Source organism: Chryseobacterium candidae (assembly GCF_004916905.1).
GTDB classification, from domain to species: domain Bacteria; phylum Bacteroidota; class Bacteroidia; order Flavobacteriales; family Weeksellaceae; genus Chryseobacterium; species Chryseobacterium candidae.
Map to the genome: position 1 here is coordinate 129,693 of NZ_SDLV01000006.1, position 22,880 is coordinate 152,572.

General features: G+C 36.4%; 22 protein-coding genes. 16 read left to right on the plus strand and 6 right to left on the minus strand.

Features of this window, described 5'->3' with window-relative positions; all coding sequences use genetic code 11:
• Position 1: 1 nt before the first annotated feature.
• The 6 genes from EK417_RS04160 (at position 2) to EK417_RS04185 (ending at position 5,077) form a co-directional block, all read left to right on the plus strand.
• Positions 2–508, plus strand: coding sequence for a DUF1573 domain-containing protein (locus EK417_RS04160; protein WP_076594939.1), 507 nt, complete (start codon positions 2–4; stop codon positions 506–508).
• Positions 509–518: 10 nt separating this feature from the next.
• Positions 519–881 carry a preprotein translocase subunit YajC gene (gene yajC / locus EK417_RS04165; protein WP_062675766.1) on the plus strand — a complete coding sequence of 121 codons (363 nt, stop codon included), beginning with the start codon at positions 519–521 and terminating at the stop codon, positions 879–881.
• A 138-nt stretch (positions 882–1,019) separates the two neighbouring features.
• Positions 1,020–1,754: an SDR family NAD(P)-dependent oxidoreductase gene (locus EK417_RS04170; RefSeq protein ID WP_136521409.1), complete on the plus strand. Its 735-nt coding sequence runs from the start codon at positions 1,020–1,022 to the stop codon at positions 1,752–1,754.
• A 272-nt stretch (positions 1,755–2,026) separates the two neighbouring features.
• The gene (locus EK417_RS04175) at positions 2,027–2,872 is read left to right on the plus strand and encodes a mechanosensitive ion channel family protein (protein ID WP_076594941.1); all 846 of its coding nucleotides are present in this window, start codon (positions 2,027–2,029) and stop codon (positions 2,870–2,872) included.
• 187 nt (positions 2,873–3,059) lie between these two features.
• On the plus strand, positions 3,060–3,629 hold the full coding sequence (locus tag EK417_RS04180) for a Crp/Fnr family transcriptional regulator (RefSeq protein WP_076594942.1): 570 nt from the start codon (positions 3,060–3,062) through the stop codon (positions 3,627–3,629).
• A gap of 170 nt (positions 3,630–3,799) precedes the next feature.
• Positions 3,800–5,077 (plus strand): adenylosuccinate synthase, encoded by a 1,278-nt coding sequence (locus tag EK417_RS04185; RefSeq protein ID WP_136521410.1) that lies wholly within the window; start codon positions 3,800–3,802, stop codon positions 5,075–5,077.
• A gap of 193 nt (positions 5,078–5,270) precedes the next feature.
• On the opposite strand, the gene EK417_RS04190 is transcribed toward EK417_RS04185, so the two are convergent.
• The 3 genes from EK417_RS04190 to EK417_RS04200 form a co-directional block, all read right to left on the minus strand.
• Positions 5,271–6,602, minus strand: coding sequence for a M12 family metallopeptidase (locus tag EK417_RS04190; protein WP_136521411.1), 1,332 nt, complete (start codon positions 6,600–6,602; stop codon positions 5,271–5,273).
• A gap of 478 nt (positions 6,603–7,080) precedes the next feature.
• Positions 7,081–8,835 carry an aspartate--tRNA ligase gene (aspS, locus tag EK417_RS04195; RefSeq protein ID WP_076594945.1) on the minus strand — a complete coding sequence of 585 codons (1,755 nt, stop codon included), beginning with the start codon at positions 8,833–8,835 and terminating at the stop codon, positions 7,081–7,083.
• Positions 8,836–8,963: 128 nt separating this feature from the next.
• Complete coding sequence (locus tag EK417_RS04200; RefSeq protein ID WP_110368361.1) at positions 8,964–9,326, minus strand: ankyrin repeat domain-containing protein; 363 nt, start codon at positions 9,324–9,326, stop codon at positions 8,964–8,966.
• A gap of 112 nt (positions 9,327–9,438) precedes the next feature.
• Here EK417_RS04200 and EK417_RS04205 point away from each other — a divergent pair, with 112 nt between their 5' ends.
• Positions 9,439–10,833, plus strand: coding sequence for an MATE family efflux transporter (locus tag EK417_RS04205; protein WP_136521412.1), 1,395 nt, complete (start codon positions 9,439–9,441; stop codon positions 10,831–10,833).
• Between the two features lie 42 nt (positions 10,834–10,875).
• Here the strand turns inward: EK417_RS04205 and EK417_RS21505 are convergent, their stop codons facing one another.
• Positions 10,876–11,007: a hypothetical protein gene (locus EK417_RS21505; RefSeq protein WP_262484558.1), complete on the minus strand. Its 132-nt coding sequence runs from the start codon at positions 11,005–11,007 to the stop codon at positions 10,876–10,878.
• Positions 11,008–11,064: 57 nt separating this feature from the next.
• Here EK417_RS21505 and EK417_RS04210 point away from each other — a divergent pair, with 57 nt between their 5' ends.
• Complete coding sequence (locus EK417_RS04210) at positions 11,065–11,184, plus strand: 30S ribosomal protein THX (protein ID WP_076594948.1); 120 nt, start codon at positions 11,065–11,067, stop codon at positions 11,182–11,184.
• A gap of 58 nt (positions 11,185–11,242) precedes the next feature.
• Here the strand turns inward: EK417_RS04210 and EK417_RS04215 are convergent, their stop codons facing one another.
• The gene (locus tag EK417_RS04215) at positions 11,243–11,899 is read right to left on the minus strand and encodes a DUF937 domain-containing protein (protein ID WP_136521413.1); all 657 of its coding nucleotides are present in this window, start codon (positions 11,897–11,899) and stop codon (positions 11,243–11,245) included.
• 109 nt (positions 11,900–12,008) lie between these two features.
• Positions 12,009–12,518 (minus strand): DUF2480 family protein, encoded by a 510-nt coding sequence (locus EK417_RS04220; RefSeq protein WP_076594950.1) that lies wholly within the window; start codon positions 12,516–12,518, stop codon positions 12,009–12,011.
• A 78-nt stretch (positions 12,519–12,596) separates the two neighbouring features.
• On the opposite strand from EK417_RS04220, the gene lpxB reads away from it, so the two are divergent.
• The 8 genes from lpxB to EK417_RS04260 all read left to right on the plus strand — a co-directional run bounded on the left by lpxB (position 12,597) and on the right by EK417_RS04260 (position 22,803).
• Entirely contained in the window at positions 12,597–13,700 is a 1,104-nt protein-coding gene (gene lpxB, locus EK417_RS04225; protein WP_110368365.1) for a lipid-A-disaccharide synthase, read from the plus strand.
• A gap of 35 nt (positions 13,701–13,735) precedes the next feature.
• Entirely contained in the window at positions 13,736–14,827 is a 1,092-nt protein-coding gene (locus tag EK417_RS04230) for a glycoside hydrolase family 99 protein (protein ID WP_136521414.1), read from the plus strand.
• A gap of 142 nt (positions 14,828–14,969) precedes the next feature.
• Positions 14,970–16,742 carry a ComEC/Rec2 family competence protein gene (locus EK417_RS04235; protein ID WP_136521415.1) on the plus strand — a complete coding sequence of 591 codons (1,773 nt, stop codon included), beginning with the start codon at positions 14,970–14,972 and terminating at the stop codon, positions 16,740–16,742.
• 145 nt (positions 16,743–16,887) lie between these two features.
• The gene (locus EK417_RS04240) at positions 16,888–17,550 is read left to right on the plus strand and encodes a succinate dehydrogenase cytochrome b subunit (RefSeq protein WP_136521416.1); all 663 of its coding nucleotides are present in this window, start codon (positions 16,888–16,890) and stop codon (positions 17,548–17,550) included.
• A gap of 15 nt (positions 17,551–17,565) precedes the next feature.
• Positions 17,566–19,578, plus strand: a complete 2,013-nt coding sequence (locus tag EK417_RS04245; protein WP_076594955.1) for a fumarate reductase/succinate dehydrogenase flavoprotein subunit — start codon at positions 17,566–17,568, stop codon at positions 19,576–19,578.
• Between the two features lies 1 nt (position 19,579).
• Positions 19,580–20,161 (plus strand): hypothetical protein, encoded by a 582-nt coding sequence (locus EK417_RS04250; protein WP_181416167.1) that lies wholly within the window; start codon positions 19,580–19,582, stop codon positions 20,159–20,161.
• 24 nt (positions 20,162–20,185) lie between these two features.
• Positions 20,186–20,953 carry a succinate dehydrogenase/fumarate reductase iron-sulfur subunit gene (locus EK417_RS04255; RefSeq protein ID WP_065399437.1) on the plus strand — a complete coding sequence of 256 codons (768 nt, stop codon included), beginning with the start codon at positions 20,186–20,188 and terminating at the stop codon, positions 20,951–20,953.
• A 308-nt stretch (positions 20,954–21,261) separates the two neighbouring features.
• Positions 21,262–22,803 carry a TlpA family protein disulfide reductase gene (locus EK417_RS04260; RefSeq protein WP_136521417.1) on the plus strand — a complete coding sequence of 514 codons (1,542 nt, stop codon included), beginning with the start codon at positions 21,262–21,264 and terminating at the stop codon, positions 22,801–22,803.
• Positions 22,804–22,880: the final 77 nt, after the last annotated feature.

Genomic DNA, 22,880 nt, shown 5'->3' on the forward strand with positions numbered 1-22,880 from the left:
AATGAAAAAGACGTTATCAATTATCGCCTTGTCAATTATAGGCTTTGGGTTAGTTTCATGTAAAAAAGAAAACAAAGAAACTCAAAGTGCTGAAACTGCAACTACTGATTCTGCATCTGTTGCGGCTCCGGTAACCACTGATTCTGCAGCAGCACCTGTAACAGGTGAAACAGCCGCTCCGGTTTCTAACGAACCATCAACTTCTGTTGCTTTATCTGAAAACAGCTTCGATTTTGGAAAAATCAAAAAAGGAGATAAAGTAGAGCACGTATATGAAATTACCAATACCGGTAAAAACCCATTGATTATTTCTGAAGTGAAGCCAGGATGCGGATGTACAGCTCCTGATTTTACAAAAGAGCCTATCATGCCTGGTAAAAAAGGAAAAGTTACTTTACACTTCGATTCTTCAAGCTTCGACGGAAACGTTCAGAAGTATGCAGACGTTTTTGCTAATGTAGAAAAAGCTCCAATCAGATTAACGTTCACAGCGAACATTCAACCATAATATTTACAATATGTTGACACTATTTTTACAGGCACAGGGTGGATCTTCACCTATGATGCTGATCATGATGGGAGTAATGTTTGTAGGGTTTTATTTCCTGATGATCAGACCTCAGATGAAAAAGCAAAAGCAGGAGAAAAACTTTCAAGAAAACCTTAAAGTGGGAACAAGAGTAGTTCTTACATCAGGCCTTCACGGAAGAATTGCTCAGGTTCAGGATGACGGTTTTGTTATTGAAACATTATCGGGAAAACTGAAATTCGAAAAAGCAGCAGTTTCAAGAGAAATGACTGAAGCTCGTTTTGGAGATAAAGCAAAAACTGCTGAGAAGGCAGATGACAAAAAAGAAACAGCAACTGAAGAAAAAAAATAATTCAGTCTGAAGATATTGAGCTGCGGCGGGTGAACAAAGTTCACCCGCCGCAATTTTTTCTACATCAGTTTGAAAAATTGTGTCCATTTGGGAAAAACAACAGTGAAATTAGTGTTTAATAAAAATTATCTTTGTCTCATGAATCAAAACACGAACAAAACCGTTCTTATTCTGGGCGCTAATTCAGATGTAGCAAAACAATGCTTAGTACAATATGTTGAAAAGGGATTTACAGTTATTGCTGCTTCCCGAAATACAGCATCTTTGGATAATTTTATTGATTCAAACAATCTGGACCGCTCAAAAGTATTTGTTTTGTATTTTGATGCCGCTGATTTTGATTCTCATCATCAGTTTTATTCCAGTCTTTCTGTAAAGCCTCATATTGTAGTTTATGCCGCAGGTTTTTTAGTGGACAATCAAAAAGCTTTAACTGATTTCAAAGGAGCGAAACAAATGATGGAAGTCAATTATATGGGTGGTGTATCTATCCTGAGTATTATTGCAATGGATAAAAGGAATACCAGCCTGGAAAGAATAATCGGGCTTTCTTCCTTGTCAGGAGTAAGAGGAAGAAAAAGTAATTTTGTCTATGGCAGTACAAAGGCTGCGTTTACACAGTTTCTGGCAGGATTGAGACAGGAGCTGGCTTCCCGAAAAATAATTGTGAATGCCTTGGTTATTGGCTATATCAGAACAAAAATCAATGAAGGATTAGAACTTAATGAATCTCTGATCATGGAACCTGATTATGTGGCAAAATTTATTGTTAATGCAGGAAGTACCTTTACCATTGTCCCGAACTTTAAATGGAAAATTATCTATCATATCCTTAGACTTTTACCGGAAAGCCTTGCTGCAAAATTACCTTAAGGAATGTTTACTAACATTATTTTTCTTTGAAGATAACTACACTTCGGTATCGTTTTTGTAATTCTATATGCCAAAATTATTTCTTCCTGCAAGATTCAGTTTCTGAATGATTATTGAATAAAGCTGAAACATTCTTTTTCTGCTGTCAATCTATTTCAAGGATAAATATGATTCACCTTCGCTCAGGTAGGGAAGGGTGGATTTCTTTTTTCAAATCCTGCAGAAGATGTCAATGCTTTTATTGATATAAATAGTAAAACACATAGTATACAATGGACGATTTAGAATTAAACAAGATTCAACAACACTGGGACACCTTAATTTCTTCAGCAATCTCATGGGCGCCGAGAATTTTTACAGCAATTATATCTGCATTATTAATTTATCTGATCGGATCATGGATGATCAGAATGATTAAGAAACTGGTGGAAAAAGCTTTCAAAAAAAGAAATATGGAAGCTTCACTGCAGCATTTCCTGTTAAATATTATCAACTGGGGACTTAATATTCTGCTGTTTATTGTTGTTGTGACGCAGCTTGGAGTACAGACTTCTGCATTTGTTGCAATGATTGGTGCTGCAGGTCTTGCAGTAGGTTTAGCTTTGCAGGGATCCTTAACGAATTTTGCAGGCGGAATCTTAATTCTACTATTAAAACCTTTTAAGATTGGTGATTTTATTTCTACCAATTCAGGCGTTTCCGGAACTGTAGATGCCATAGATATCTTTCATACGAAACTGATCACCCCACAAAACCAACTGATCATTATTCCTAACGGAGTAGTTTCAAATAACAGTATTACCAATTTTACCCAGCTGGGGACAAGAAGAACATCACTGGATATCGGAATTGCCTATGATGCGGATCTTAGACAGACCAAGGACGTTTTAATGAATGTCATTAAGAATAATCAATATGCTCTCGCAACACCTGCTCCACAGGTGGTGGTTACTGAACTTGGAGACAGTGCTGTCAATGTATCCGTAAGAGTAAGTACTTCCACTGAAAATTTCTGGGCAATGAACGAAGAACTAATCATAGGTTGTAAAGAGGCTCTTGATAAAGCTGGAATCGGAATTCCTTTTCCACAGAGAGATATCCATGTTTACAATCAATAATTATATTTAATTTTTTTTAAGAAGCTCCTGCATTATTGTAATGTGGGAGTTTTTATTTGGAAGAAGATAAAGATGTCTTGTTTTTCTTTGTAAACATATTTATTAGGCTTTGTTGTCAAATGACAATTGTTTTTAACGTTGACTTTTATACCTTTATATTTCCGCAATCCGTGGGTACAACATAAATATGGAAGAGCTTTTTACTTATATCAAAAAATTTGGAACGCTGAATCCTCAGGATGAAATTTTAATTGCTGAAGGAATTCAGGAAATCACTGTAAAGAAAGGAGATTCTTTTGTGGAAGCAGGAAAAGTGAGCCAAAGAATTGCTTTTGTAAAAAAAGGTGTTTTCCGGTCTTTGTATTATAATAAGCAGGGTGACGATTTTACCAGATATTTCATTTATGAAGGTAGATTTATAGGAGATTTTCAGGGTTTTACAGATCAGCTGCCCGCTCATGAAGATATTGAAGCCATTACTGATGCTGTACTGCTGGTGATTGATCTCAAACATTTTAAGCTTCTTGAAGAGAAAATTGCCGTATGGCCGGTTTTGTTTGCAAGAATCCATGCGTTTGTTGTTGAGAATAAACTGAAAGTTGCCAGTATCATGCTCAATCAGGATGCAAAATCCCGTTACATTCATTTTTTAAATCACTATCCCGGCCTTGCCAACAGAGTTCCGCAATCTATGCTGGCTTCTTATCTTGGCGTGACACCTTCTTCACTGAGCAGGATCAGGAGAAATATCGTCTAGAATTATTATTGATAGATGATAATTGATAGATGATCTTAAGGAGTATGCAGGGCAATAGAGTTTGTAGACTTTACAAACTTCAAACATCTCATAAATCTCTTTTTGTCAAATGACAATGGTCTTTCCCGCTGACTGTCATAGTTTTGCTTCATGAAATTTAAAGTACAAATATGGATATTGTATTAGGACTGCAATGGGGAGATGAAGGAAAAGGAAAGTTCATTGATCTGATCAGTGAAAATTACGACATTACAGCACGTTTTAATGGTGGATCCAATGCCGGGCACAGCATTGAAAGAAACGGACGCATAATAACGCTTAAAATGATTCCTTCGGGAATCTTTATGAATGGTGTGCAGAATGTTATCGGTACCGGAACTGTTATTGATCCGGTAAGTTTTAAAAAGGAAATTCTGAATCTTCAGGTATTTGATAAAACCATTCAGCCGGAAAATAATATCATTATTTCCCGAAAAGCACATCTGGTAATGCCAACGCATAAGCTTCTGGATATTTTTATGGAGGAAAGTTCTGACTATACCAAGATCGGAACTACCAGAAATGGGATTGCTCAGGCATATTCAAACAAAATATTAAGACAGAATCTGAGAGTAGGGGATATATTTTCATCAGATTTTCAAAGCAGAGCGCAGCATATTCTGGATAGAGATTACAGAATGCTGGAAGAAGTAGGAATGATTGTTTTGCCTGCTTTAGAAGAAATCAGTAAAGAGTTTTTTGATGGAGTGGAATTCCTTAAAAAATTCAATTGTACAGAAACTGAAATTTATCTTAACGAAGCTTTATCTGAAGGTAAAAAAGTATTGGCAGAAGGATCTCAGGCAGCAATGTTGGATATTGATCATGGTACTTACCCGTATGTGACATCTTCCTCAACGACAGCATCAGGAGCGAGTAGCGGCTTAGGTGTATCGCCGAAAAAGATCGGTGAGATTTACGGAATAGCGAAAGCGTATTGTACGCGTGTGGGAAATGGTGCACTTCCAACGGAACTTTTAGATGAATTTGGAGATGACCTCAGAATGAAGGGGAATGAATTTGGTTCCAATACAGGACGTCCGAGAAGAACAGGATGGCTGGATCTTCCTGCTCTAAAATATGCAGTAATGATCAACGGTGTAACTCAGCTGGTTCTGACAAAAGCTGATGTGCTAAGCGGATTGAAATCTGTAGCAGTTTGCACCCATTATGAAATGGAAAACGGCGTACTTGTATCTGTTTCCGGGATTCTTCCAGATAATGCCAAGCCTATATTTAAATGGTTTACTGGTTGGCAAACCGATTTTTCCAGGATGAAAAGCTCTTCAGAATTGCCAAAAGAAGTTATCGAATTTCTGTCATTCTTAGAAACAGAATTGGAAATTCCGGTGGCTTATCTTTCTATTGGGCCTGGAAGAAATGAAATGTTGAAATTAACAGATAAATAATTATAATACAAGAATAATGTGCTAATCTGATAGAACAGAAGAGGCTGTCTAAAAAGTCAAATAAGTTGACGCTGTTATTCTGAACGAAATGTAGTGGAGTGAAGAATCTTGTATCATCAATTATGAATGAGATTCCTTCTTCGTCAGAATGACACTTTGAGACAGCCTCTTTGTCTTTATAATAGATAATGGTTTAGTTAACTTTTGTAAGTTTAAAGCGCTGTTTTACAGAAGGCTGAACTGTTTGATCCGTAGTGCCGATGACAATAGGCGTAAGATTGGTTGTTAAGCCGTTTTTTACCTCTAATCTCAATGCCGGTGCATTTTTAGGAGCAAATCCAAATCCGTTATTCCCTAAATTGAATAATAACCATTTTTGAGAATCTGTATTCGCATTGGTTCGTAATTCAACAGCTGTTCCATTCGTTGTTCCGTTACCCTTTACAGTAAGCACTTTTGCGGGGTCAAGTATAGATTTGATGATATAATATCCATGATCTGATTTGCTGAAACTAAATCTCTGGTTATTCCCTGTAGAAGCTGAATATAGAATTATACCGGTGCCATCAGTAGTGGAACTTCCTGTGATATCTACATTTTTATCATTTGCTAAAGCGGTCGTCATCGTATAAGTTCCATTGATTGCAGAACTGGCATTAACAGGTCCGTACAAATGATTTATTCCGGCATAATCACCGGCAGACAATCCTGTCCTTTGCTTGGTAAATGTAGATCCGTCAAGCTTGGTCATTACAGGCTGGCCTGGATCTATCGCAAAGTCTGTAGACTGATACATCATGACTGAACCGAAATCGAATGCCCCATGTCCTGCATAATCATTATAAAGATTGAAGTTATGACGGCTACCTTCCACCGCTTTATTAACATCTACGATAATGTACTGATCTCTATCTGGGCGGCATTGTTCGTGCATGATTCCCATTGAATGCATTATTTCGTGAGCGATAATGGCGGGATACGTGATATTATAAATTTTAATGCCATTTACTCTGTTTTTTTGCCATCCAAGTGGAGAACTGTTGGAGGTTGTATAAGTAAAGGTGATGTATTCTGTTTGATTCGTGCGTTGAACAAACTGCATACTGGTTTGTGAAGAGATCATATCAAACGCTTTGTTGATATTGGTAAGGAATGTATTATAATTCTGAGTGCTCATAGTTCCCTGGCTGGGTAATGTGTAATAGACGATGGCATTAGGCCATGTCTTAATAAAGGAGCTTACAATGGTGCTTTTTTCTGCTGTTGATGTTCCAGGGTTGGCCTGCTTTTGTAATGCATTAAACTGTTCGGGGCTGATCGTTATATCTTCTGCATAAAAATATTCACCATTGACTTCATTAACATAGGTGTATTTTCCGTCAATTAATAATTTGTGAATCTTTGCATTATCCAGCTTTGTGGTTGTAGGATCGATTGAATCAGTTTGAGGATTTTCAATGTCCGACCTGCATGAATTCAGTGCCAGAATAAGGCATCCTGATAAGAGTAATAGTTTGCTTTTCATATTATTTAATATTGGTTGATGATCAGGTTTATATATGAACAGCTCTATTATTACCCCGCACAAAAGATTATTAAAATTAATTAATTCTAAGTTTGATTAAGTTCTGCATTATAATTCAGCTGTGTGTTGTAAATATACTAATAAAAGATTATTATTGCATACAACATAATATAATGATTGTTTTGTTAACTTTTTGTTTGTTTGATATATTTAATTCGTTTATTTGTTTGAAATGCTTTATTTTTTACTATTAATTTGAAATTAAGTTATTTCACGAATATTTGATATGATGCTGTAAACTGTATTTTATACTAGCATAAAGACTATTTTATTGATAAATTAATAAAGTATACTGAAATTTGTAAGGTCATGACGTTCAGGTAATACTGTATCATGAATATGTATTTTTGGAAGAATTACATTGAAGATGCCTGTAATTCGGGATATAAAAAAAGCGGGGCAAATACCCCGCTTACATTTATGCTTTTAAATTCAATTGTAACTCCAGTTCGTCAAGCTGTGCATCAGCAATAGAAGCTGGTGCATCGATCATTACATCTCGTCCTGAATTGTTCTTAGGGAATGCGATATAATCTCTGATTACTTCGTTTCCGTCAAGAATCGCTACCAAACGGTCAAATCCGAATGCCAGTCCTCCATGTGGCGGTGCTCCGTATTTGAAGGCATTCATCAGGAATCCAAACTGAGCTTCAGCTTCTTCTCTGGTAAATCCTAATAAATCAAACATTTTAGACTGAAGATCTCTGTCAAAAATTCTGATCGATCCTCCACCGATTTCGTTTCCGTTCAGAACCATATCGTAAGCATTAGCTCTTGCTTTTCCGGGATCTGTTTCCAATAAATGGATATCTTCAGTTTTTGGAGACGTGAAAGGGTGGTGCATTGCATGGTAACGTCCACTTTCTTCATCAAATTCCAATAGAGGGAAGTCAACTACCCATAGTGGTGCAAATTCGTTTCCTTTTCTTAATCCCAAACGGTTTCCAAGTTCCATTCTCAAAGCAGAAAGCTGAGCTCTTACTTTATTTTCGTTTCCGGAAAGAATCAACATTAAATCTCCTTCTTTGGCTCCGAATTTTTCGATGATCTTTGCTAAATCTTCTTCGTTGTAGAATTTATTTACCGATGAGGTTTTTACACCATCATTCTGGAATTTTACCCAAACCATTCCCGATGCTCCGATCTGAGGACGTTTAACCCAATCAACAAGTTCATCGATTTGTTTTCTCGTATATTCCGCACATCCTTCTACATTGATCCCGACTACTAATTCAGCATCATCAAATATCTTGAAGTCTTTTCCTTTTACCAGTTCATTCAGTTCTACGAACTCCATTCCGAAACGGATATCCGGTTTGTCGTTTCCGTATTTTCTCATCGCATCTGCGAAAGTCATTCTTGGGAAATCTCCGAATTCCTGACCTGTAATATCTTTTAAAAGCGTTTTAGTCATTCCTTCGAATACGTTCATAACGTCTTCCTGCTCTACGAAAGCCATTTCACAGTCGATTTGTGTAAACTCCGGCTGTCTGTCTGCTCTTAAATCCTCATCACGGAAACATTTTACGATCTGGAAATATTTATCCATTCCACCTACCATCAAAAGCTGTTTGAAAGTTTGTGGAGATTGTGGCAATGCATAAAACTGTCCGGGATTCATTCTGCTTGGTACCACAAAGTCTCTTGCTCCTTCCGGAGTAGATTTGATCAAAACAGGGGTTTCCACTTCAATGAAACCTTCTTCAGATAAATAATTTCTTACTTTCTGCGCCATTTTGTGGCGGAAGATCAGTTTATCTTTTACCGGATTTCTTCTGATATCCAGGTAACGGTATTTCATTCTTAATTCTTCACCTCCGTCTGTTTCATCCTCAATGGTGAAAGGTGGAAGCTGAGAATCGTTCAGAATCGTCAGTTTTTCTACCAGAATTTCAATTTCCCCGGTGGGAATATTAGGGTTTTTGCTTACTCTTTCAATAACTCTTCCGGTAGCCTGAATTACAAATTCACGGCCCAGTTTTTTAGCTTCTTCCATCAATTGTGCAGAAGAACGCTCCTGATCAAAAACCAGCTGGGTAATTCCGTAACGATCCCGAAGATCTACCCAAATCATAAATCCTTTATCACGGATAGTCTGTACCCATCCTGATAGTGTAACTTCTTCATTCAGATTTTTCAGAGATAGCTCTCCGTTGGTGTGTGATCGAAACATAATTATTTGTTTAAAGTTCAATGTTTAAGGTCCAATTCCGGACCTTGAATTTTTCGTTGGCAAAGATAAGATTTTTGCAGGTTTTATAAATAAAAAAAACTTCCTTTCGGAAGTTTCATATATTGTTTTTAGATTCTGTTACCACCTTTTGCGATCAGAATTCTCTTTACTTCTTCACTGCCTTTTGTTTCATCAGCTACTTCAAGAGGAGTTTTATTCTGACATTTTTTATTCACATTCGCTTTGTTATCCAAAAGGAAGTTGATAATATTCTTTCTGTCAGACATTACACTGAAACCAAGAGGTGAATAAAGTATATTCCCAACAAGGAAACATTTGTTGTAATCTCCCGGAGCAAACTGTTTTTTAAATGTTGCTACATCATCAGAATAAATGGCTTTCATCTTTTCCTGACTCATCTTCTGGGCAGAGAACATGCTGCCGGACAGTAACATTCCAAATAGAAAAGTAGTAGAGATTATTTTTTTCATAAGGATAATTTTTAAGAATATACAAATCTAAATTAAATTTTATTACCAATTGCTAAGTTTTTCTAATAATTGGATTTGTATTTTTGGGATTACATAAAATATTAATTGCGAAATGACAAAATATATTGAATTTTTGAAAAAAGCATTCAGCGGTGAAGAAACTGATTTTACGAAAGTGAATATCAGGAGTGCTGTGCTGCTTTTAGCAATTCCCATGATGCTTGAAATGGCAATGGAATCTGTATTTGCGCTTGTGGATCTTTATTTTGTCGGCCATCTGAAAGAAAGCGGATTTGCTATCCAGACTGTAGGACTTACGGAATCTGTACTTTCCATAATGTATTCTATTGCGATTGGAATGAGTATGGCAGCCACAGCGTTGGTGGCAAGACGAATTGGTGAAAAAAATCCGGAACAGGCTTCCAGAAGTGCGGCGCAGGTATTACTCGTTTCGTTTGCTATTACTTTTGTTTTAAGTTTACTAGGAGTAATCTTTGCTGAAGAAATTCTGATTCTGATGGGGTCAAAACCGGAAGCAGCTGCTTATGGAAAGAATTTTACCAGAATTATGATGGGAAGCAGTACAATCATTATGCTTCTATTTTTAATTAATGGAATTTTCAGAGGAGCGGGAAATGCGATGATTGCGATGAAAAGCTTATGGATAGCGAATATTGCCAACATTTTTCTCTGTCCGTTTCTGATAAAAGGCTTAGGACCTGTTCCGGCTTTGGGATTAACAGGAGCTGCTTTGGCAACAACAATAGGACGCAGCATTGGTGTTATTTATCAGTTGTACCATCTTTTAGTAGCCGATACTCAGATAAGAATTAAACTTCCTTATTTTAAACCGAATTACGGATTAATCAAATCTATTATAAAAATTGCAACTCCCGGTATTTTTCAGTTTGTCATTGCCTCGTGCAGCTGGATTTTCCTTGCGGAGCTGGTAGCGACCACAGGAGGAGAGAATGCGTCGGCAGGTTATCAGACCGCTTTGAGACTGATGATGTTCTTTATGCTTCCTGCCTGGGGTTTGAGTAATGCTGCGTCTACATTGGTAGGGCAGAATATGGGAGCAAATGAAATGCTGAGAGCAGAGCAGTCCGTAATGAAAACCGTAAAGTATAATGTCATCTTTATGTTGATCGTAAGTCTGATCTTTCTTTTTATGGGGAACTTTTTAGTAGGCTTTTTTACTCAGGAAACTGCCATTAAAGATTTCGCTAAAAATGCGCTTCAGATTATGAGTATAGGGTTTATTTTTTATGGAATCGGGATGGTGATGATCAATGCTTTTAATGGAGCTGGTGATACATGGACTCCCACCTGGGTTAATCTTTTTGGTTTCTGGCTGTTTCAGATTCCGCTTGCCTATTTTTTATCAAAGTATCTTGATATGGGTCCAAAAGGTGTTTTCATTTCAATCCCAGCAGCAGAAACATTGATTACCATTGTTGCTTTTGTCTTGTTTAAAAAAGGAAAATGGAAGACGATAAAAGTTTAAAAAGCTGGAAGAAGGAGGTACTGGTAGTTTGAAATATTTAATCTAGCCTTTGGTAACAAAATAAAAAAGATAAGTAATCTGCTGGTTGAGAATTGAAAATAGTAACCTGATAGTCACTTCTAGCTTCCCTCTTCCAGCTTCCATTCCTAATTTATAAAACTTTAACAGCTTCATGAATTGGATTTTAATATTGTATTTTTTAAATTCGTAGAACAACAAATACTTAATACTATGGGAAAAGGAGACAAAAAATCAAGAAGAGGAAAAATCAATTCCGGAAGTTACGGCAAAAGAAGACCTAGAAAAGCCTCAAAATCTTTTACAGCTTCTGAAGAAAAATCTAAAAAGTAATCAAAAATAAAAAGACCGAAGATCAGATCTCCGGTCTTTTTTATGAAAATTAAATTAATTATTTACCTCCCAGAATATTATCAAGGATGCTGCCTAATCCGCCGCCGCCTTGTTGTTGGTTTCCACCACCGCCCAATACACTTCCAAGTATATCGTTCAGGGGATTTCCAGATGATTGAGATTGTCCTCCTCCTAAAACACTTCCAAGAATGTCATTCAAAGGGTTAGACTGCTGAGCTTGAGCCTGATTGGAAGCGTTTCCAAGAATTCCTCCTAAAAGATCTCCCAAACCGCCTGCTCCTACATTACTCTGTTGTTTCTGCTGTCCGATATAACCCATTACTACAGGTGCAAGCATCGCAAGAATAGGACCTATTTTGTCAATTGAAATTCCTGTATTTTGTGACAATTGGTTTTCAACAGTACTTTTTTGCCCGCCAAAGATATGATCAAGAATAGATCCTCCTTCTGCCTGTCTTGCTTCAATTTGTGAAGCATCATTTAAAATACTGCCGTTATGGTCTTTATCTAAAGCATTATTTAAAGCTTCTGCTTCTTTAGCATCCTGAGATTTATTTCTAAGATAAGAAATGATAAGAGGTGTAGCAACAGCCAAAAGGGCGATTACCTGATTTTTGCTGATCCCGAATTTGTTCTCAGCCTGTTCAGCAACCTGGTTGCCTGTGTTCCCTGTAAGTAGGTCAATTAAACTCATTTTTGTGTTTGTTAAGTATTAAGTAACCAAAGTTATCAAAAAATATGTCTCAGAAAATGACCGGCATTCACAATTATTGTTAAAGTTTCGGATGGTACTTCAGAAGGTTTTAGTTTTTAATGATAGGAACGTTTGAACATGCTTCTCCGAACATCAGAGATTTTACAATAGGTTTTAGCTGTTCTACCAATTCAATATAAGCATTTTCGGGAATTTCTTTATCTGAACATCCTTTTACAAGGACTCTTTTTCCTCTCATTTCCTCAAAATCATGAGTCTGAATCGCATTGTGCATTAAAATAACTTCCAGATCCTCGCGGCTTCCAAAAACTATTTTCTTCGCTACATCTGTAAGTTTTGCGGTTAAAACGAAATAAGCCCAAAGAGGAATGATAGTATCTACAGAGTTGTAGATGTATATGTATGAATCTTTATATTGTTCAGTATCTATTGCCTCTACCTTTTCGCGGAAATCTTTTTCTTTCAGTATCATTTCCTGAAAAAGAAAATCTTTAAGGTCAATACCTTTTCTTTCCCCTTTTGGCAGTAAAGTGGTAAGGTCAAAATTGATAAGGCCGCTTTCTGCAACTTTATTCCGGATTTCAAATTCTTCTGACATTTTTTATCATTATCTTTGAACAAATTTACGAATTAAGATCATATCTGTCTTAATTTGTTCTCTATCCTTACTATAGAAATGAAATATTATATTATTGCTGGAGAAGCTTCCGGTGATTTGCATGGAAGCAACCTGATGAAAGCTTTAAAACAAAAAGATCCCCATGCGGAATTCAGATTTTGGGGTGGTGACCTGATGAAAGCTCAGGGCGGAACTTTGGTGAAACATTACCGTGATCTTGCTTTTATGGGATTTCTGGAAGTAGTGATGAACCTCCGTACCATTCTGAATAACATTAAATACTGTAAAGACGACATTCAGAAGAACAGACCTGATGTCTTGATTTTGGTAGATTATCCGGGATTCAATCTGAGAATCGCAAGATTTGCGAAAGAGTTGGGAATTAAAGTTATTTATTATATTTCTCCACAGCTTTGGGCATGGAAGGAAGGCCGCGTAGAAATTATCAAAAAATATGTGGATGAAATGATGGTGATTCTTCCTTTTGAAGAAGATTTTTACAGAAAACACGGTGTTCATTCTCATTTTGTAGGACATCCTTTGTTGGATGCTATTTCGGATCTCCAGGAAATCAGTATTGAAAATTTCAAATCAGAACACGGGCTGAACGAAAAAGAAATTATTGCATTGCTTCCGGGTTCCAGAGAACAAGAGGTGGAAAAAATGCTTGAGATGATGCTTTCCGTAAGACCACACTTTAAAGATTATCAGTTTGTAATTGCCGGAGCACCAAGTCTTCCAAAAGAATTTTATCAGAAATATGTAGATGATAATGTTCATTTTGTCTCTAATAAAACCTATGATCTGCTGAGATGTTCAAAAGCTGCTCTGGTGACTTCCGGAACGGCTACGTTGGAAACGGCTTTGCTGAATATCCCTGAAGTAGTTTGCTATCGTGGAAGCAAAATTTCTTATGCCATTGCTAAAAGATTGGTGAAAAATATCAATTATATTTCTCTGGTTAATCTGATTATGGACAGGGAAGTGGTAAAAGAATTAATTCAAAATGATCTGAATACTAAAAATCTGGTAGAAGAGCTCAATAAAATTTTGTCAGGTGAGAAAAGGGAACAGGTTCTGAATGACTATCATCTTCTGAGAGAAAAGCTTGGCGGAAAAGGAGCCAGCGATCATGCTGCTGAAGTGATATTGAAAGTATAGTTCGTACTGAGTTTCTGATCATTTAATTTTTAACTATGAATTATTGTAACCGTTTTCTGTTATTACTAACTTTTACATTGTTTTTCTCAAACAGTTTTGCCCAGCAGAATACTGAAAGAGATAAAGTTCAGATATTTTATTACGGCTGGTACGCCAATCCGGCAACGGACGGAGATTATCAGCACTGGAATCACGAAATCCTTCCTCACTGGAGCAACCCGAAGTGGAATAATCTGGGACATCATAAAGGAGGAGATGATATCGGAGCTAATTTTTATCCGGCCCTTGGCAATTACAGTTCCAATGATCCGAAAATCATTGAACAGCATATGAAAATGATCAAAGACTCCGGAGTAGGAGTGGTTGTTGTAAGCTGGCTGGGAAAAGATTCGTTCACGGATAAAAGTCTTGCCAAATATCTGGATATTGCAGACCGTTTTGATTTAAAAATAGCCTTTCATATTGAGCCATTCTATAAAAATATATCAGAATTAAAAGAACAGCTTTCTTATCTGGTAAAAACGTATTCCAGTCATCATGCTTTTTATAAAAAAGAAGGAAAGCCTTTGTTTTATGTGTATGACAGTTATAAAATTCCTAAAGAAGAATGGGTGAAAATGTTGTCTGAAAATGGAGAAAAGACCATCAGAAATACAGATTTAGATGCTCTTTATATCGGACTTTGGGTTGAAAAAAATAATGCTGAATTTTTTGATTCCTCAGGTTTTGATGGTTTCTATACCTATTTTGCCAGCGAAGGATTTGTATACGGAAGTACAACGGCTAATTGGGATTTTATGGCAAACTTCGCTAAAGATCACCATCTGATTTTTATTCCTTGTGTGGGCCCTGGTTATTCCGATACAAGAATCCGTCCGTGGAATGAAGCGAACTTCAAAAGCAGAGACAATGGAAAATATTATGAGAAAATGTTTGATGCTGCCATTAAAGTAAATCCGGAATTCATTGGCATTACATCATTCAACGAATGGCATGAAGGAACACAAATAGAGCCTGCTGTTCCTAAAAAAGCCGGTGATTTCAAATATGAAGATTATGGGAAAGATCCTTTATTTTATATCAAAGAAACAAAGCGATTGACGGATAGATTTCTGAAAAAAAGATAGTATACTTTCAAATATTATTTTTAAAGAATAAAATTAAGCGTTCTGTTGACATTTTTAATGAAGGCAGAACGCTTTTTTAGTTTTTAAAGAGATCATGAATTTCCCAATTCATTGCTTATTTTAAAAGGATAATTAATGGATTTTGAACAAACAGCCTCTTCTTATTCTGGCAATATGCTTTATTCTTGGAATTCTTTTTCAGGATAAGGTGGTATTGTCAGATACCATTGTTGGTAGAGTTGGAATAATCTGCTCAATATTGTTGATTTTAATCTGCTTTCATTCTTATCTTCTGCATAAAACCAAAACAGTTTTTCTGATGCTTCTGCTGTTTGGTGCAGGAATTATTCTTCATTTCTATAATACGAATTTGCTGGACGGAAAGTTTCCTATCAAGAAAAATGAAACGCTTATATTTAAAATCTCTCAGAAATTAAATTCTTCAGGAAAATATAGAAAATACGAAGGCATTGCACAGATGGGAAATACAGGTTTTAATTCAATTTTCTATGTTCCAAAAGAGAGTAAAGAGCTGGATTTTATTCATTACTACAAAGCCGAGGCTTATATTGCGCAGCCTAAGGCACCATCACATGATTTTCAGTTCAATTATGCTCAATATCTGAAAAGGAAGCATATTGATTATCAGGTTTATCTTTCAAAAGAAATTGTATGTGCAGAACGGAATGACTTAACGTTGGCAGATCAGCTTAGGCAGTATAGGTTTGAAGTTCTTAAGAAAATAGATAAAACAGAAATTTCGGAAAAAAACCAAGAATTTCTGAAAGGTATTATTCTGGCAGATCGGACGGAGATTGATGCAGACACTGTTAGAGATTTCAATAGATCAGGGCTGGTTCATTTTCTTGCTATTTCCGGAACTCATATTGTGGTTATTTTCGGGATGTTCTATTTTTTTCTGATTCGTTTTACTCCTTTACAATTCAGAAAATATGCTGTTGTTTTCAGTTTGGTTTTTATATGGCTGTTTGCTGTTTTTATTGGATTTGGTAATTCAGTATTGCGTTCCTGCATCATGTTGAGTGTTTATTTTATTTTTGTCCTCCTTCAGCGGAAACCGGACCTGCTTCACTCATTAGCCTTGTCTGCTTTTTTTATTCTAACCGGAGATACACAGCAGCTTTTTGATGTGGGGTTTCAGCTTAGCTTTTTGGCTGTTTTGGGAATATATTGGCTGAACCAGCCTCTGTTGAAATACTTTCCGAAACAGGATAATTATGTCAAAAAACTTTTGTTTAATACCATTGCAATATCGTTATCGGCACAGCTGGCAACCCTTCCCCTGGTCTTGTATTATTTTCATCAGTTTTCATTCATATCAATCATTGCTAATGTTGTTATTGTCCCTTTTTCTGAGATCATTATCGTTTTCTCATTTATAATGACGGGTCTTATTTCTTTTGGAGTTGATTTTGAATTTATAAATGGAATGTATGATGAGGTTATTTATGTTTTACTGAAGATAATCCATTGGTTTGCTGAGATTGATCTGTTGTTTTTTGACAATATCCCAATGAATGGGATAGAAGTGATGTCAGCATCAGTTTTTGTATATTTACTAAGACCCGTTATTCTGAATTTCAATTTTAAAAACAGGATAAGGCTGGTGACAGCAGCATTACTATTTCTGGTGATAAGAACCGGAAGCACTGCATTTGAAAATCAGAAAGAAGAGATATTGGTCCATCATTTTTATAAAAACAAAATTTTTTCCGTAAAAAATAATAACAGAGTATGTTTCTGGATTTCGGATATGAAAAATAAGACGAAGATTTTACAGTATATAGTCAATCCCTATTGTGCTTCCAGGAGAGTAGATCATTTTGAGATAAAACACATGTCTTCCTCTGTTCAAAAAGTAGTTTTCAGGAATAAAACTTACGATCTGAAATGATGGTTCTTAATTTAGCCATTTTCCTGTATCTATAATGGATAAAATTCTTATTTAGAAAGATTACAAACTGCCTATTTGTGAGATTTCTCACTTTTCGATATTGTTAAACTTTCTTAATTTTGTAGAAATTCAAATTTAAACTTATATGGCAGGTTTAACGAGTTCTACGATAGGTAGAAAATATGCTATGGCATTATCAGCTCTATTTTTGCTGATTTTTCTTATACTGCATTTGACGACCAATTTGTTATCAGTTCTAAACAAAGATGCATTTAATACAGCATCTGACTTTATGGGCTATAATCCTTTTGTGCAGTTCTTAATGCAGCCTATTCTTGGTTTTGCAGTAATTTTCCATTTTGTAATGGGATTTGTGCTTGAGATCAAGAATAATAAAGCGCGTCCGGTAAAGTATGCAACAAACAACGCATCAGTGAATTCTTCATGGATGTCCAGAAATATGATTATTTCAGGTGCTGTTATCTTAGCGTTCCTGGCGCTTCACTTATATGATTTCTGGTTACATGAAATGAATTATAAGTATGTAGAAGGATTGACTCCTGATGCAGAACGTTTCTGGCCGGAACTTCATGAGAAGTTTGCCGATCTTTGGAGAGTGGCTTTATATGTAATTTCTTTTGTTCTGCTAGGATTACACTTAGCTCACGGATTCCAGTCTTCATTCCAGTCTATCGGAGCAAGACATCCAAAATATACGCCGGTGATCAAAGCTTTCGGAACATGGTATTCAATCCTTATTCCTGCAGGATTTATCATCGTAGCAGTTTTCCATTTTATAACTCAATAATATCAATATACTAATATGAGTAAATTAGATTCAAGAATTCCAGCGGGTCCTCTTAAAGACAAGTGGAAAAATCATAAAGACCATATGAACCTTGTTGCCCCAAACAACAGAGACAAGATTGATATTATTGTTGTAGGTACAGGTTTGGCAGGAGGTTCTGCTGCAGCTACATTGGCTGAGCAGGGATATAACGTAAAAGCATTCTGCTACCAGGATTCTCCAAGAAGAGCGCACTCCATTGCCGCTCAGGGAGGGATCAACGCAGCGAAGAATTATCAGGGAGACGGTGACTCTACTTACAGATTATTCTATGATACCATCAAAGGTGGTGACTATAGAGCAAGAGAGGCCAACGTTTACAGATTAGCTGAAGTTTCCGCTAATATTATTGACCAGTGTGTTTCCCAGGGGGTTCCTTTCGGGAGAGATTACGGCGGTCAGCTGGATAACCGTTCATTTGGTGGGGTTCAGGTAAAAAGAACGTTCTATGCAAAAGGACAAACCGGACAGCAGTTATTATTAGGTGCTTATTCTGCAATGAGCCGTCAGATCGGTAAAGGAAGAATTAAGATGTACAACCGTCATGAGATGTTAGATCTTGTTATTGTTGACGGAAAAGCAAGAGGGATTATCGCAAGAAATCTTGTAACAGGTGAAATTGAGAGACACTCTGCTCACGCAGTGGTAATTGCTTCAGGAGGATACGGGAACGTATACTTCCTTTCTACCAATGCAATGGGATCCAACGTTTCTGCGGCATGGAAAATTCACAAGAAAGGAGCTTACTTTGCAAACCCATGCTACGTACAGATTCACCCTACTTGTATTCCTGTTCACGGAACACAGCAGTCTAAACTGACTTTGATGTCTGAATCACTAAGAAACTCAGGAAGAATCTGGGTTCCTAAGAAAATTGAAGATTCAGTAGCGATCAGAGAAGGCAAATTAAGACCTGAAAATATTAAAGAAGAAGATAGAGATTATTATTTGGAAAGAAGATACCCTGCATTCGGTAACCTTGTACCTAGAGACGTTGCTTCCAGAGCAGCTAAGGAAAGATGTGATGCCGGATTCGGAATTGAAAATAATGATACTCAGGAAGGTGTTTACCTTGATTTCTCTACAGAGATCATGAAAAAAGGTAAAGAAGCCGCTATTGAAAAACATATTCATAATCCTACAGATCAGCAGATCTATGATCTTGGTAAGAAGTGGGTTGAGGAGAAGTATGGTAACTTATTCGTAATGTACGAGAAAATTACCGCTGATGATCCTTACAAAACTCCAATGAAGATCTATCCTGCGGTTCACTATACCATGGGTGGTGTTTGGGTTGATTATAACCTTCAGTCTACAATCCCTGGATGTTTCGTAATTGGTGAGGCTAACTTCTCAGATCACGGGGCAAACAGATTGGGGGCATCTGCATTGATGCAGGGGCTTGCTGACGGATATTTTGTACTTCCTTATACGATTGCAGATTACCTTTCTGCAGATATCAGAACAGGAGCTATTCCTACTAATTCAGCACCTTTTGACGAGGCTGAGAAAGGAATTAAAGAAAAAATTGATTTCTTCTTAAACAATAAAGGAACTCATTCAGTAGATCATTTCCATAAAAAACTGGGACACATCATGTGGAACAAGGTAGGTATGGGCAGAACTCCTGAAGGTTTGAGAGAAGCAATCAAAGAAATCGAAGAAGTAAGAAATGACTTCTGGAAAAATGTAAAAGTACCTGGGGAAGGAGAAGGAATGAACACTGAGCTTGAAAAAGCATTCAGAGTAGCAGACTTCCTGGAACTTGGGCAATTAATGGCTATCGATGCACTACACAGAAACGAATCTTGTGGTGGACATTTCCGTGAAGACCATTCAACTCCGGACGGAGAAGCGGAAAGAGATGACGTAAACTACAAATACGTCGGAGCTTGGGAATATCAAGGAAACGATATCAACGCGGAAGTGTTGCATAAAGAAGAGTTGATATATGATAACATCGAGGTTAAAACTAGAAGTTATAAATAGTATGAAGAATTTAAAAAAATTACTATTATTTTTTGTAGTTCTCTTTGGATTCTCTACTGTTGTTGCTCAGAAAATTACGACTCAGGCTATTGATAAACCTTCTGAGGGAAAATCATTAGTTTATATTTTAAAAACCGGAGCTGGTTTACTGGTTAATTTCAGAATTTATGATAAAGATCTTTTTCTAGGACCTATTTCAAGTGGAAAATATCTGGTTTATGAATGTGAACCAGGTGAGCATTTGTTTTGGGCCGGTGCAGAAAACAGAGATTATGTTGAAGCTAACTTGGAGCCTAATTCTGTATACGTTATTAATGCAGAGGGACAAATGGGGGCTTTTGTTGCTGGTGTAAATCTTAAACCTTTAAACCCTAAAGAGTTTAGAGATAAAAAGCTTTTTTATCAGGTGATAAAAGGAGATACTAAAAAAGTATACGAAAAATCACAGGATGATAAGTCTGAAAATATTGCAAAAGCAATGGAAAAATATAAGGAGTTAAAAAGTAGAAACTCTAATAAAATTGCAGTTCTTACTTCAGATATGAAGTTTGAAAATGCAGATAAACCAGAAAAAAATAAATAATCTCCAACCTATAAATAAAAAATTATGAGTGCAAAAAAAGGCTTACATCTTACGCTGAAAATTTGGAGACAAAAAAACAACAAATCTAAAGGTCAGTTTGAGACTTATAAAATATCAGATGTATCTACAGACTCTTCATTTTTAGAGATGTTAGATATCCTGAACGAAAATTTAATTAACGAAGGAAAAGAACCTATCGCTTTTGACCACGACTGTCGTGAGGGAATCTGCGGGATGTGTTCTCTTTACATCAATGGTAGAGCTCATGGGCCTGATACGGGGATTACAACTTGTCAGCTTCACATGAGAATGTTCAAAGATGGAGAGACGATCGTTATTGAACCCTGGAGAAGTGCCGCTTTCCCTGTTATCAAAGACTTAATGGTAGACAGAAGCGCATTCGACAGAGTAATGGCAGCAGGAGGATTCATTTCTGTGAACACTTCTGGTAATACATTAGATGCTAACGCAATTCCTGTTCCCAAAGAAGATGCAGACAAAGCAATGGATGCAGCAGCTTGTATCGGATGTGGAGCTTGTGTAGCTACATGTAAAAACGGATCTGCAATGTTATTCGTGGGAGCTAAAGTTTCTCAGTATGCATTACTTCCACAAGGTAGAGTAGAAGCTAAGAGAAGAGTTCTGAACATGGTGAAAGCTATGGACGAAGAAGGATTCGGAAACTGTTCAAACACCGGAGCATGTGAAGTAGAATGTCCTAAAGGTATTTCTCTTGAAAACATCGCAAGAATGAACAGAGAATACATGGCTGCTCTTGTAGATCAAGGATAGAATTGATTCAGATACATAAAAAATCGCCTTCACTTTTGGAGGCGATTTTTTTATGAAATTAACACCTCTGTTAAAGTTTGTTAACTTATTGACTGATCTTCGTTATTCTTTATTTATTAAGTATATATTTGAAAGGTAATTGAATCGTTTTCTGAAAAGACCTTCAAATACTTTTTACCTTCAAAAAGACAGTATTCCGTAATTGGAATATCCCTTTTGAACGGTAATAATAAAATTTTTAAAAAAAATAATTAGAGTGAATTAACAAGCCCTAAAAAGCTTATTTTTGTGTAATATTAAAAATTGAAATGAAAAAATATCTTTTATTGTTTATCATCACATTCTTTGTGATGTCTTGTTCAAAAAAAGTAGAAGTAAAAGGAAAAATTACTGGAGGCTCACCATTAGAAAGAATTGAATTTGTAGAAGCTTCAGGAGTAGGAACCCTGCCTTTGATTAATATAGGTCTGGATAAAGACGGAAACTTTTCAGGAAATTTTGATGCTCCTAAAGATGGGATGTACGTAATCAACTACGCAGGCAGACAAAGCCTGATTTATCTTGAAGGAGGACAAAAAGTGAATATCTCAGGAAACGGAGCTACTTTCCCAAATGAATATGTAATTACCGGAGATGCTAAAAAGAACAATGATTTCCTTACGGCTTCTCAGAAGTTTTTAGCTGAGTATGGTAATAAAGTTAACTTAGGCGCTTTAATGGCAGGAGATGAAGCTGCATTCTTGAAAGGGATGCATAAAATTGAAGCAGATATTAATAAAAATGTAGATGACCTGGCTAAGAAAAATAATCCGAGCAAAGGATTATTAGAATGGAAAAAAAACGATGTCAAAGTAACCATTCTTAACTTGCTTGCGAACTATGAAATGTCTCACGGTCCAATGTCAGGAAATCCGTCTTTCAAAGCATCTAAGGCTTTCAAAGATTATGAAACCCAGTTGGAAACAGATAAAGAAGCAATGGTGAAAACTATCCCTCTTTACAGACAATATCTTCTTGTAAAAATGACTCCTGATTTCCAGAAGTATGCGGAAGCAAACAGCAAAGGAAAAACAGGGATTACAACTTCTGAGATGTTCGCTCAGTATTTGAAAACTAAAAAAGATTTATCTCAAACAACAAAAGATTATCTTCTTGCATTTGTAATGGCTCAGGCTGATATTCACCCAACGAGTCCGGCTGCCAATATCGACAAGATTAAAAAGATCATCGATTCAGATATTAAAGATGCTACTATTAAAAGTGACCTTTTAAAAATGCAGGTAGCTATTACAGGACTTAAAATCGGAGAAGCAGCTCCAGAAGCAGCTTTAGCAAAACAAGACGGAAAAGCTTACAAGCTTTCTGAAAACAAAGGGAAACCTTATATGTTATTCTTCTACGCTTCATGGAATCCTTACATCAGCGAAGCTACAGTACCTGTATTAAAAGAAGTGGTAAACTTTTATAAATCTAAAATGAATTTTGTATTTGTAAATGTGGATGATACAAAAGATCAGTTCATTAAAACAAGTAATTCTTTATTAAAAGGAATTCAGGGAGTAAATGTTTACGGAGAAGGAGGATTGAACTCAGATATCGCTAAGAAATATGGGGTATACGGATTCAAATTACCTTGTTTTGTAATTATTGATAAAGATGGTAAAATTGCCAGCAGATCTTTTGTAAACCTTGGTGAGCAGGAATTGGTGACTATTTTGGATAAACAAACAGGTCTTTCCGCACCGAAGGTAGATCCGAATGCTCAAATGCAGCCACAACTGCAGCTTGATCCATCTGCTATGCAGCAAGCACCACAGCAGGCAAATCCACAACCGGTTCCAACAAAATAATAAACTTTAACACAGTATAGAAACCTTATCTTCGGATAAGGTTTTTTTTATTGTATTTTTGCAAACTGGGACGTAAA

Bases quoted from the DNA above. Each gene is read 5' to 3' on its own strand.
- EK417_RS04160 (WP_076594939.1), top strand. From the start codon at position 2: ATGAAAAAGACGTTATCAATTATCGCCTTGTCAATTATAGGCTTTGGG.
- yajC (WP_062675766.1), top strand. From the start codon at position 519: ATGTTGACACTATTTTTACAGGCACAGGGTGGATCTTCACCTATGATG.
- EK417_RS04170 (WP_136521409.1), top strand. From the start codon at position 1,020: ATGAATCAAAACACGAACAAAACCGTTCTTATTCTGGGCGCTAATTCA.
- EK417_RS04175 (WP_076594941.1), top strand. From the start codon at position 2,027: ATGGACGATTTAGAATTAAACAAGATTCAACAACACTGGGACACCTTA.
- EK417_RS04180 (WP_076594942.1), top strand. From the start codon at position 3,060: ATGGAAGAGCTTTTTACTTATATCAAAAAATTTGGAACGCTGAATCCT.
- EK417_RS04185 (WP_136521410.1), top strand. From the start codon at position 3,800: ATGGATATTGTATTAGGACTGCAATGGGGAGATGAAGGAAAAGGAAAG.
- EK417_RS04190 (WP_136521411.1), bottom strand. From the start codon at position 6,602: ATGAAAAGCAAACTATTACTCTTATCAGGATGCCTTATTCTGGCACTG.
- aspS (WP_076594945.1), bottom strand. From the start codon at position 8,835: ATGTTTCGATCACACACCAACGGAGAGCTATCTCTGAAAAATCTGAAT.
- EK417_RS04200 (WP_110368361.1), bottom strand. From the start codon at position 9,326: ATGAAAAAAATAATCTCTACTACTTTTCTATTTGGAATGTTACTGTCC.
- EK417_RS04205 (WP_136521412.1), top strand. From the start codon at position 9,439: ATGACAAAATATATTGAATTTTTGAAAAAAGCATTCAGCGGTGAAGAA.
- EK417_RS21505 (WP_262484558.1), bottom strand. From the start codon at position 11,007: ATGAAGCTGTTAAAGTTTTATAAATTAGGAATGGAAGCTGGAAGAGGG.
- EK417_RS04210 (WP_076594948.1), top strand. From the start codon at position 11,065: ATGGGAAAAGGAGACAAAAAATCAAGAAGAGGAAAAATCAATTCCGGA.
- EK417_RS04215 (WP_136521413.1), bottom strand. From the start codon at position 11,899: ATGAGTTTAATTGACCTACTTACAGGGAACACAGGCAACCAGGTTGCT.
- EK417_RS04220 (WP_076594950.1), bottom strand. From the start codon at position 12,518: ATGTCAGAAGAATTTGAAATCCGGAATAAAGTTGCAGAAAGCGGCCTT.
- lpxB (WP_110368365.1), top strand. From the start codon at position 12,597: ATGAAATATTATATTATTGCTGGAGAAGCTTCCGGTGATTTGCATGGA.
- EK417_RS04230 (WP_136521414.1), top strand. From the start codon at position 13,736: ATGAATTATTGTAACCGTTTTCTGTTATTACTAACTTTTACATTGTTT.
- EK417_RS04240 (WP_136521416.1), top strand. From the start codon at position 16,888: ATGGCAGGTTTAACGAGTTCTACGATAGGTAGAAAATATGCTATGGCA.
- EK417_RS04245 (WP_076594955.1), top strand. From the start codon at position 17,566: ATGAGTAAATTAGATTCAAGAATTCCAGCGGGTCCTCTTAAAGACAAG.
- EK417_RS04250 (WP_181416167.1), top strand. From the start codon at position 19,580: ATGAAGAATTTAAAAAAATTACTATTATTTTTTGTAGTTCTCTTTGGA.
- EK417_RS04255 (WP_065399437.1), top strand. From the start codon at position 20,186: ATGAGTGCAAAAAAAGGCTTACATCTTACGCTGAAAATTTGGAGACAA.
- EK417_RS04260 (WP_136521417.1), top strand. From the start codon at position 21,262: ATGAAAAAATATCTTTTATTGTTTATCATCACATTCTTTGTGATGTCT.